Origin of the sequence: Arthrobacter globiformis (genome assembly GCF_003261175.1) — a bacterium.
Taxonomy (GTDB): Bacteria; Actinomycetota; Actinomycetes; order Actinomycetales; family Micrococcaceae; genus Arthrobacter; species Arthrobacter globiformis_A.
The window spans coordinates 19084-29460 of the sequence record NZ_QLNP01000087.1; the positions used below are offsets into that span (position 1 = coordinate 19084).

The 10377-nt window shown below is 65.4% G+C and carries 8 protein-coding genes and 1 pseudogene; 3 read left to right on the plus strand and 6 right to left on the minus strand.

What is annotated here, in order from left to right; translation table 11 throughout:
• Positions 1-110: 110 nt before the first annotated feature.
• A complete protein-coding gene (locus tag DBZ45_RS13670) occupies positions 111-2603 on the minus strand; it encodes a GcvT family protein (RefSeq protein WP_111904437.1) in 2493 nt (830 codons plus the stop codon).
• Between the two features lie 55 nt (positions 2604-2658).
• Positions 2659-3573: a formyltetrahydrofolate deformylase gene (purU, locus tag DBZ45_RS13675; protein WP_111904438.1), complete on the minus strand. Its 915-nt coding sequence runs from the start codon at positions 3571-3573 to the stop codon at positions 2659-2661.
• Between the two features lie 116 nt (positions 3574-3689).
• Between purU and DBZ45_RS13680 the strand changes: the two genes are divergently transcribed.
• The 3 genes and pseudogenes from DBZ45_RS13680 to DBZ45_RS13690 all read left to right on the plus strand — a co-directional run bounded on the left by DBZ45_RS13680 (position 3690) and on the right by DBZ45_RS13690 (position 7097).
• Positions 3690-4370 (plus strand): GntR family transcriptional regulator, encoded by a 681-nt coding sequence (locus tag DBZ45_RS13680; protein WP_111904442.1) that lies wholly within the window; start codon positions 3690-3692, stop codon positions 4368-4370.
• Positions 4371-4586: 216 nt separating this feature from the next.
• A pseudogene (gene zwf / locus DBZ45_RS13685) lies at positions 4587-6156 on the plus strand (glucose-6-phosphate dehydrogenase).
• Positions 6153-7097 (plus strand): glucose-6-phosphate dehydrogenase assembly protein OpcA, encoded by a 945-nt coding sequence (locus DBZ45_RS13690; RefSeq protein ID WP_111904439.1) that lies wholly within the window; start codon positions 6153-6155, stop codon positions 7095-7097. The pseudogene zwf and the gene DBZ45_RS13690 overlap by 4 nt, the downstream one beginning before the upstream one ends.
• Positions 7098-7169: 72 nt before the next feature.
• Here the strand turns inward: DBZ45_RS13690 and DBZ45_RS13695 are convergent, their stop codons facing one another.
• The 4 genes from DBZ45_RS13695 to DBZ45_RS13710 form a co-directional block, all read right to left on the minus strand.
• Positions 7170-8636, minus strand: coding sequence for an MFS transporter (locus tag DBZ45_RS13695; protein WP_111904440.1), 1467 nt, complete (start codon positions 8634-8636; stop codon positions 7170-7172).
• Between the two features lie 203 nt (positions 8637-8839).
• Positions 8840-9199: a glycosyltransferase gene (locus DBZ45_RS23405; RefSeq protein ID WP_262982862.1), complete on the minus strand. Its 360-nt coding sequence runs from the start codon at positions 9197-9199 to the stop codon at positions 8840-8842.
• Between the two features lie 82 nt (positions 9200-9281).
• Complete coding sequence (locus DBZ45_RS13705; protein WP_111904441.1) at positions 9282-9902, minus strand: MBL fold metallo-hydrolase; 621 nt, start codon at positions 9900-9902, stop codon at positions 9282-9284.
• Positions 9899-10377, minus strand: a 479-nt coding sequence (locus tag DBZ45_RS13710) for a zinc-binding dehydrogenase (RefSeq protein WP_146617526.1), incomplete at its 5' end; no start/stop codon positions are given. The genes DBZ45_RS13710 and DBZ45_RS13705, both read right to left, overlap by 4 nt.

Genomic DNA, 10377 nt, shown 5'->3' on the forward strand with positions numbered 1-10377 from the left:
TTCATTCCTGGGCTGGTAGAAGCTGGAGCGGAAAAAGGGGGGTGCACGCAGCCCGGCTCCGTTGCGAGGATGAGCCGGGCTGCGTGCCCCCAAAGGGCCCTGCGGGCTGCTTAGCCGCGGAGCCTGGTCATTTTCGGGTCGTACAGCGGCTCTTCCGAAACAGAGGCCGTGATCCGCCGCCCGAAGTATTCAATCTCGACCGAATCGCCCACCGACACGGTGGCCGGGAGGTAGGCGTAGGCAATCGGCTTGGCCACCGTGTACGCGTAGGCTGCGCTGGTCACGTACCCGACTGCCTGATCCTTGTAGAACACGGGCTCCTTGCCCAGGACAATGGACCGGCCGTCGTCGATGGTCAGGCACCGCAGGCGGCGGGCTGAGCCCTCCTCGGTCCGGCCTTCAAGCGCGCCCTTGCCGATGAAGCTCTCCTTGGCCATCTTGACGGCGAATCCGAGGCCTGCTTCGAAGGGGTCGTGCTCCGTGGTCATGTCCGATCCCCAGGAGCGGTAGCCCTTTTCGAGGCGCAGGGAGCTGAACGCCGCCCGTCCGGCCGCGATGACGCCGAAGGGCTGTCCTGCCTGCCACAGCGCATCCCACAGCCGCTGTCCGTTGTCCGCGCTGGTGTAAAGCTCCCAGCCGAGTTCGCCCACATAGGACAGCCGCATTGCCGTGACCGGGACCCCGCCGATGACGACGCTTTTTGCCCGGAAGTACTTCAGGCCGTCGTTGGTGAAATCATCGTCGCTGACCTTGCCGACCAGGTCGCGGGCCAGGGGGCCCCAGAGTCCGATGCAGCAGGTGCCGCCGGTGGTGTCGCGGACCTGGACCCAGTCAGTAGCGGACCCGCTTTGCGTCTGGTGCCGGGCAGCCCGCGTGAAGTAGGCGGTGTCGATGTTGCCGTTGGCTCCGAGCTGGAAGGTGTCCTCACTCAGGCGGGCGACGGTGATGTCGCTCCGCACGCCGCCGGCGTGGTCGAGCAGAAGCGTGTAGGTGACCGCGCCGGGCTTCTTGTCCAGGTCCGCCGTCGTCAGCTCCTGGAGCAGTTTCAGGGCTCCGGGACCGGACACTTCCAGCCGCTTCAGTGGTGTCATGTCATACATGGCCACCGCCGTGCGGGTCTTCCACGCTTCGGCGGCCGCAATGGGGGAGCTGAACATGTTGGACCAGGCGTCCCGTGCCGGCGGCAGCCATTCGGCCGGCATCTCCTTGAGGAGTGCAGCGTTTGATTCGAACCAGTACGGCCGCTCCCACCCGCCGGACTCCAGGAAGAAGGCTCCGAGTTCCTTGTGCCGGGCGTGGAACGGGCTGACTCGCAGGTTGCGCGGGGAGAGCTTGGGCTGGAGCGGGTGGAGGACATCGTAGATCTCCACGAAGTTCTGCTGCGAGGTCTCGCTGACGTACTCGGGGGTGAGCTGCACGTCCTCGAAGCGGGTGATGTCGCATTCGCCCAGGTCGGTTTCGGACTTGCCCGTGGTCAGGAGCTCGGCCATCGCCTTGGCAACGCCTGCGGAGTGCGTCACCCAGACGGCCTCTGCGACATAGAAACCGTCGAGTTCCTTGGACTCGCCGAGGAGCGGTCCGCCGTCGGGGGTGAAGGAGAAGATGCCGTTGAAGCCATCCTCGATTTCGCTTTCCGCCAGTCCGGGAAGAATCTGCTTCGAGGCCTCCCAGGCAGGCAGGAAGTCCTCCAGCGTGAAGTCCAGGCGGGAAGGCATGTTGTGTTCGCTGACGGTCTCGGGGGCATAGGTGCCCAAGGTGTCGACGTCGACGGGCATGGGCCGGTGGGCGTAGGAGCCGATGCCGTAGCGTTCGCCGTGTTCGCGGTAGTAGAGGTCCTGGTCCTGGTGGCGCAGGATGGGCAGCGTGGCCCCGTTCGGCAGTTCGTTGCGGCCGCTCAGCTGGGGCACCGGAGTGGTCTTGACGTACTGGTGGGCCAGCGGAAGCAGGGGAACCGCCATGCCGATCATGGCGCCGATCTTCGCGCCCCAGAAGCCGGCGCACGAGATGACGATGTCGGCCGGAATGACGCCCTCGGAGGTCTCGACGCCGGTGACGCGCCGCCCGGACTGCTCGATGCCCGTCACGGAGGTGGAGCCGCGGTATGTGACGCCTGCGGCTTCGGTGCGCTTGATCAGCAGCTGGACGGCACGGGCAGCGCTTGCGAGGCCATCGCTTGGCACGTGGAGTCCGCCCAGGATGTTTTCGTCATTGAGCAGCGGGTAGAGCTCCTTGCACTCGGTGGAGGAGAGGATCCGTCCTTCGATCCCCCAGGAGGCTGCATAGCCGAGCTTGCGCTTGAGGTCAGCGAGCCTGGTTTCGGTGGTGGCCACTTCCAGGCCGCCCACCTGGTTGAAGCAGCTGACGCCGTCCTCTGCCAGGGAGAGCAGCTTTTCCACCGTGTACTTGGCGAAAGCTGCCATGGTCTTGGACGGGTTGGTCTGGAAGACCAGGCCCGGAGCGTGGGAGGTGGATCCTCCGGGCATGTTCAAAGGCCCCTGGTCCAGCACTGTGATGTTGTTCCATCCCCGGGCGACCAGTTCGTCGGCGAGGTTCGTGCCGACGATGCCAGCTCCGATGATGACGATTCGAGGCGTTGACGCCATGTGGTTCTCCTGCTGATTTAAGTAGTGGGCTTCCGCGCCCTGTACGTTGGCTCGTCTAGCGGAAGACGATGGTGCTGGCCTGGTCGATCAGCACACGGTGCTCGCAGTGCCAGCGGACGGCTCGCGACAGGGCCAGTGCTTCCGCGTCCTGACCGATGGTGGACAGGGTGGTCGGACCGAAGCTGTGGTCCACGCGAATGACTTCCTGCTCGATGATCGGGCCCTCATCAAGGTCGGCGGTTACGTAGTGGGCCGTTGCGCCCACCAGCTTCACGCCGCGGTCGTAGGCCTGGTGGTAGGGGCGCGCGCCCTTGAATCCCGGCAGGAACGAGTGGTGGATGTTGATGGCCCTGCCCTCGAGGGACCGGCACAAGTCGTCCGAAAGCACCTGCATGTACCGGGCCAGGACGACGAGGTCGATGTCGTATTCGTCCACGAGCTCCAGCAGTCGCCGCTCGGCATCCTGCTTGGTTTCCGGAGTCACGGGGATGTGCACGAACGGAAGGCCGGCAGCCTCGGCCATTGCCCGGTGCGTTTCGTGGTTGGAAACCACCAGGGCCAGCTCCCCGCCGAGGCTGCCGCCACGCCAGCGGAAAATCAGGTCATTCAGGCAGTGACCGAACTTCGACACCATGACCAGAACGCGGTGCTTGGTCTCGTCGTGGACATTGAACTTCATGTCAAAGCGTTCGGCAATGGGGCGGAACTCCGCTTCGAGCGTCTGCAGATCGAAATCCGTGGCTCCCGAGAAGGCCGTGCGCAGGTGCAGGGTCTGGCGGAGGCCGTCGTCGAACTGCTGGTGCTGTTCGATGTTAAATCCGCGCTCGAACAGGAATGTGGTTACTGCCTGGACGATGCCGGCACGTTCGACACACGACAGTGTGAGCACGAACTTACCGGTATTGGTTTCTTTGGAGGCTTCTGTCTGCGCAGCCGGCCTGGTTTTTGTGGCTGTGTCCACAACGGTCATGTCGCATCCTTTAGATATATGGCTGATCACCTTATTGATATATCAGGGCTGGTTGTCAGCGTATACTGGTGTGCGGATGAGGTCAATAGATGTTGGCCCATAGGAGAGGCGGAGTGGTGGCGTTTGAAGCTTTGGCGGTGTCGGAGGCCGGAGGTTCGAGGTCCCTGGCCGATGTGGCCTATGAACGTATCCGTGACGGCCTGCTGACCCTGGAGATCCGGCCTGGCGATCCGCTGTACGACGAGGGGATTGCCAAGGAACTCGGCATCGGACGCACCCCGGTCAGGGAAGCGCTTAAGCGGCTTGAAGTGGACCGGCTCGTTGTGACTTATCCAAGACGGGGTACCTTCGCAACACGGGTGGAGGTCACGGACCTCGCATTTATCTCGGAAATCAGGGCCCAGCTGGAGCCCCTGGCTGCCGCCCGTGCCGCCCGGGTGGCCACAGCGGCAGCGCGTGAGCGTCTCCGCCTCATCGTGGAGGAGGTCGAGTCCTTCGATGTGGACAGCGCATCTGTGGTGGAGACGTTGCGGCTGGACGCCAGGGTGCACCAGGGAATCTATGCCGCAGCAGCGAATCCGCACCTGGAAGACGTCCTGATCCGCTACGACAATCTCGCGACGCGCATTTGGTGCATGGTGCTGGACCGCTTGCCAAACCTTTCCCGGCACGTGCACGAGCACGTCGACCTGCTTGAAGCAGTGATCAAAGGGGACGAGGCCCAGGCCGAGGAACTGGCCCGCGTTCACGTCGACGGCTTTGAGAAGGCCGTGCGGACGGCGTTGTTCGCAGCCTAACGCTTGTTGTTGCCTGGCAACGACGACGCCCGGACGTTGGCTCGCCGTCGCGAAGCACGCCCATCCTAAAGGGTGGGTGGCGCCGCCCGGTTTGGTGGTTCAGCGCTACCCGGGCAGGTGACAGCCTTAGAGCAAATACCCTGTGGCCAGCTGCGCCCTGCCGCATCGGCAACTGACGCCCATCCCGCCACTGAGAGCTAAGGCCCTGAATTAACCATGCCAGATACTTTGAACGGCAGAAGGTCAGCGGGCCGGTCCGGGAATCCCTTGCGGGATCCTCGGGACCGGCGGTTGAACCGGATTGCCGGGCCGTCCTCGCTTGTGCTCTTCGGAGTGACCGGGGACCTTGCCCGTAAGAAGCTCATGCCTGCCGTGTATGACCTTGCCAACCGTGGTTTGTTGCCGCCGAGTTTCGCTTTTGGTCGGTTTCGGCCGGCGGGACTGGGACAACGAGGACTTCGCCTCCGAGGTGAAGGACGCCGTGAAGTCCTACGCCCGGACGCCGTTCGATGAGGCGGTCTGGAACCAGCTCTCCGAGGGCATCCGGTTCGTGCAGGGCGCGTTCGACGACGATGCGGCGTTTGAGCGGCTCGGCGAGACGATCAAGGAACTCGACGAGGTCCGGGGCACCCGCGGGAACCACGCGTTCTACCTCTCGATCCCGCCGAAGGCCTTTGAGCAGGTCTGCCGGCAGCTGTCCAAGCACGGCCTGGCGCAGGCCGGGGGCGAGAAGTGGCGCCGCGTGGTGATCGAGAAGCCGTTCGGGCACGACCTGGACTCGGCCCGGCAGCTGAACGACATTGTGGAATCGGTGTTCCCGGCCGACGCGGTGTTCCGGATCGACCACTACCTGGGCAAGGAAACGGTCCAGAACATCCTGGCGCTGCGTTTCGCGAACCAGCTCTTTGAACCGCTCTGGAACGCGAACTACGTGGACCACGTGCAGATCACCATGGCCGAGGACATCGGCACCGGCGGCCGCGCGGGGTATTACGACGGCGTGGGCGCGGCCCGCGACGTGATCCAGAACCACCTGCTGCAGCTGCTCGCCCTGACCGCGATGGAGGAACCGATTTCCTTCAACGCCGATGACCTGCGGGCGGAGAAGGAAAAGGTCCTGGCCGCGGTGCGGTTGCCCGAGGACCTGTCCACCCATTCGGCCCGCGGGCAGTTCGCCGGCGGCTGGCAGGGCGGGGAGCAGGTCCAGGGGTACCTGGAGGAGGAGGGCATCCCGGCCGACTCCAAAACCGAAACCTACGCCGCGATCCGGGTGGACATCAACACCCGGCGCTGGGCCGGGGTGCCGTTCTACCTGCGCGCCGGCAAACGGCTCGGACGCCGCGTCACGGAGATCGCGGTGGTGTTCAAGCGCGCACCGAACCTGCTCTTCGGCACTCACGGGGGCGCCGGCCACGGGGATGATGATTTCGGGCAGAACGCGGTGGTGATCCGGGTCCAGCCCGATGAGGGCGCCACGATCCGGTTCGGGTCCAAGGTCCCGGGCACGCAGATGGAAGTGCGGGATGTGACCATGGACTTCGGCTACGGGCACTCGTTCACCGAGTCCTCGCCCGAAGCGTATGAGCGGCTGATCCTGGACGTGCTCCTGGGCGAGCCCCCGCTGTTCCCGCGGCACGAGGAAGTGGAGCTGTCCTGGAAGATCCTGGACCCCTTCGAAGAATACTGGGCCGGTTTGGGTGAACAGCCCGAGCCCTACGCGCCCGGCAGCTGGGGCCCGGCCGATGAGCTGCTAGCCCGCGACGGACGCACCTGGAGAAGGCCATGATCGTAGACCTGCCCAACACCACCACCTCGAAGGTGTCCAAGAAGATCCAGTCCCTGCGCGAGCAGGGCGGGGTGATCGCGCGCGGCCGGGTCCTGACCCTCGTGGTGGTCACCAAGTCCGGCCTCGAGGAGGAAGCGATCGAGGCCGCGAACGAGGCCAGCCGCGAACACCCCTGCCGGATCATCGTGCTCGCCGACGCCGGCTCGTCCGCGCCGAACCGGCTCGACGCGCAGATCCGGGTCGGCGGGGACGCCGGCGCCTCGGAAGTCATCGTGCTGCGCGGCTTCGGGGAACTCGCCGAGGAATCCGAATCCCTCGTCGCCGCGCTGCTGCTGCCCGACGCCCCGATCGTGGCCTGGTGGCCGCACGGGGCCCCCAAAAACGCGTCTGAAACCTCGATCGGGAGGATCGCGCACCGCCGGATCACCGACTCCGCGAACGAGGCCGAACCCCAGGTCGCACTGGAAAACATCCGGAACACCTACAAAGCCGGCGACACCGACCTCGCCTGGACCCGGCTGACGAACTGGCGCATCCAACTCGCCGCCGTCCTGGACCAGGCCGACACCTCACCCGTCACCGCCGTCGCGGTCGAAGGCGCCTCGGACTCACCCAGCACCATCCTGCTCGCAGCCTGGCTGACCCTGTCCCTGGACGCCCCCGTCACCATCGTCGCCGACCCCGCCGGCACCGGCATCCGCCGCGTCCGGCTCACCCGCACCAGCGGCGACGTCCAACTCTTCCGCCCCGGCCTCTCCATCGCCGAACTCACCCAACCCGGCCAACCCGCACAACGCATCTCCCTCCCACGACGCAGCCTCCGCGACTGCCTCGCAGAAGAACTCCGCCGCCTCGACCCCGACGACACCTTCGGCCTTGTGCTGGGAGCGCTTGATTTGGTGCGGGACTGGGAGGATGCGCCGCTGTTGGTGTTGGTCTAATAAAAAGGTGGCATAAAAGAAGGTGCCCCCGTCGTTCATACGACGGGGGCACCTTCTGTGTGGAAAGCGCGGCTAACGCAGCACCGGACTGGTGTCCTGGGCGGCGATGAGCTCCTGCGCCTCGGCTTCCGTGTCCACGCTTGGCATGGAGCCGGGCAGCGGGCGGCCGGCGGATTCGCGAAGGAAATAGATGGCAATCGCACCGATGACCGAGGTGCCCACCAGGTAGTAGGCGGGGGCCATGTCGTCGCCCGTGGCCGCGATCAGGCCTTGGATCACGAACGGCGTTGTCCCGCCGAAGATCGCCACCGAGAAGTTGTAGGCGATGCCCATGCCGCTGTAGCGGCTTGAGGTGGGGAACAGTGCAGGCAGCGCCGAGGCGAGGTTAGCCACATAAAACGTCACGGGGAAGGCAACCAGTGACAGGCCCGCCAACGTGGACCAGAGCTCGCCAATGCCGATCAGGGTGAATGCAGGGACGGCAAACAGGACGGTGCTTCCGGCGCCGATCCACAGCACGGGACGCCTCCCGATGCGGTCCGAAAGCTTGCCGGTGAGCGGGATGCACAGGGCCATCACCACCAGCACCGGAATGGTCAGCAATGTCCCGTGAACGGGGTCATAGCCCTTGGATTCGGTCAGGTACGTCGGCATGTAGGACGTCAGCGCGTAACCGACGGTGTTGGCAGCGCCGGCGAGGATCATGGCGAGTACGATCGGACGCCAGTACGTTGTTATGAGGCCGAGCGGGCCCTTGGCGACAGCCGAGTCGCCAGCGGCGGCTTTGACGGCGGCGGACTCCTGCGCGTCCAGGGCTGCCTGGAACTGGGGGGACTCCTCGATCTTGTTCCGGAAGTAGATGGCGATCAGGCCCAGCGGCCCGGCCACCAGGAACGGCAGCCTCCAGCCCCATTCCTCCATCGCGGCCTCCCCGAGGGTGACCTGCAGGACGGAGACGGTGGCAGCACCCAGGGCAAACCCGATGTAGGAGCCCATGTCGAGGAAACTGGCGAAGAAGCCGCGCCGCTTGTCGGGGGCATACTCACACACGAACGTGGTGGCGCCGGCGTACTCGCCGCCCGTGGAAAAGCCCTGCACGAGCTTCAGAAGCACCAGCAGCGCTGCGGCCCAGATGCCTATCTGTGCGTAGCCGGGCAGGAGGCCGACGGCGAACGTGCTGGCCGCCATCAGCATGAGGGTGGCGGCGAGCACCTTCTGCCGCCCCACTTTGTCGCCAAGCCACCCGAAGACGACGCCGCCGATCGGGCGGGCAATGAAGGTGGCAGCGAACGTGCCCAGGAGGAACAGCGTCTGCACGGTCCTGTCCGCTTCCGGCAGGAACACCGGCCCCATAGTGGTGATCAGGTAGCCGAACACGCCGACGTCGTACCACTCCATGGTGTTGCCCACGACTGTGCCGCCGAGAGCCTTCTTCAGCATCCGCTGGTCCACGACGTTAATGTCTGAGGTCGTGAGCCGGCGGGAGTACTGTCTATCTTTGCTGTTGTGATCGGTAGTGACATCACCTTTGATCGTCATACAGGTTCCTTACTGAATTTTTGGCGGGGGGTACCCAAGCGTGTGGGTCCCTCTGGTGTTCCGCAGTAATCAACAGGCTTCGGCTTATGCAACAGAGTGCGTTAGCTCACAACCTAATGTCAAGAACATGACTTGGGCCGTTCCGCTTCCCTGGCGTCCCTGCTGGGGCACACCTGCCCGTTCGGGTAGGTGCAACCGTCCGATCATGGAATAGCAGGCGGGCGCGCCTCCGGGGATGATAGGCGGCAGCATATTCGGATGAGATCGGCCCCGGCCGTTAATGACGGCGCGGGGCAGGCCGCCCACCCGTGTGGCGACCACGGGGGTGCCACAGGCTTGCGGGCGGTGACGTTGTAGACACGAACGCCCGGATCGGGACGTTCGACGGCGGGCTGGCCAGCGGAAGTGGCCCGCGTGAAAATATCAACCTCCACGCCGGACTCCGCGAGGGCTGCGGCGAGGCCGCGGATGTAGACGTTCATGCCACCGGCGTCCCCGGAACCCGGCTGTTCCATGGGGGAGGAGTGCAGCGACAGGAAAGCCACACGCTTGATTGCAGGCATGAGCCGTTCTTTCTGGTCTGTTTAGTGGTGCACGAACGGCCCCCATCCAGAGGACGGGGGCCGTTCGGGTGTAGCTGACTTCTTACTGTGTGACCTTGGCGAGGGTTTCGCGTTCGGCGGCGATGGTGGTGTTCTCGCCGTGTCCGGTCCTGACGGTGGTTTCCGGCGGGAGGGTGAGGAGCCGTTCGCGGATGGAGGTCAGGATGGTGGGGTAGTCGCTGTAGGAGCGGCCGGTGGCGCCGGGTCCGCCGTTGAACAGGGTGTCTCCGGTGAACACGGTGTGCTCTGCTTCGAGGTGGAAGCAGGTGGACCCGGGTGAGTGACCTGGGGTGTGGATGGCCTTCAGGGTGGCGCCGCCGACCTGGAACTCGTCCCCGTCCGCGATGGCCGCATCGGGGGTGGTGCCGGGGTAGACCTGTTCCCAGAGGACCTGGTCCTCCGGGTTCAGGTGGATCGGCGCGCCGACGGCGTCGGCGACCTGGCGTGCGGCACCGATGTGGTCGTTGTGCGCGTGGGTGAGCAGGATCGCCTTCACCGTACGGCCGCGGACCTGGTTGATGATCGCGGCGGCGTCGTGCGGGGAATCAATGATCACGCACTCGGTGTCGTTGCCGACGATCCAGACGTTGTTGTCCACATCCCAGGTCCCGCCGTCGAGCGAGAACGTGCCCGAGGTGACAAGGTTTTCGATCCTCACGCTCATGCCGAGGCCCCCGCCGGCTCGGCAGCAGCAGCTGTGGAGGAGGCTGGCGCGGGCTGGATTTCGACGACGGAGCGGAGGACTTTGCCTTCGTGCATTTTGTCGAAGGCTTCCTCGACCTGGTCGATGGTGATCCGTTCGGAGACGAACGCGTCCAGGTCCAGGTTGCCGGCCTTGTAGTGGGCCACGAGCATCGGGAAGTCGCGGGAGGGCAGGCAGTCCCCGTACCAGGAGGACTTCAGCGACCCGCCCCGCCCGAACACATCCAGCAGCGGCAACTCCAGGACCATCTCCGGGGTCGGGACACCGACCAGGACCACGCGGCCGGCAAGGTCGCGGGCGTAGAAGGCCTGCTTGTACGTTTCGGGCCGGCCGACGGCCTCGATCACCACGTCCGCGCCGTTCCCGTTCGTGAGGGCCCGGATCGCCTCGACCGGGTCAGAGGTGCGGGAGTTCACCCCGTGGGTCGCGCCGAGGG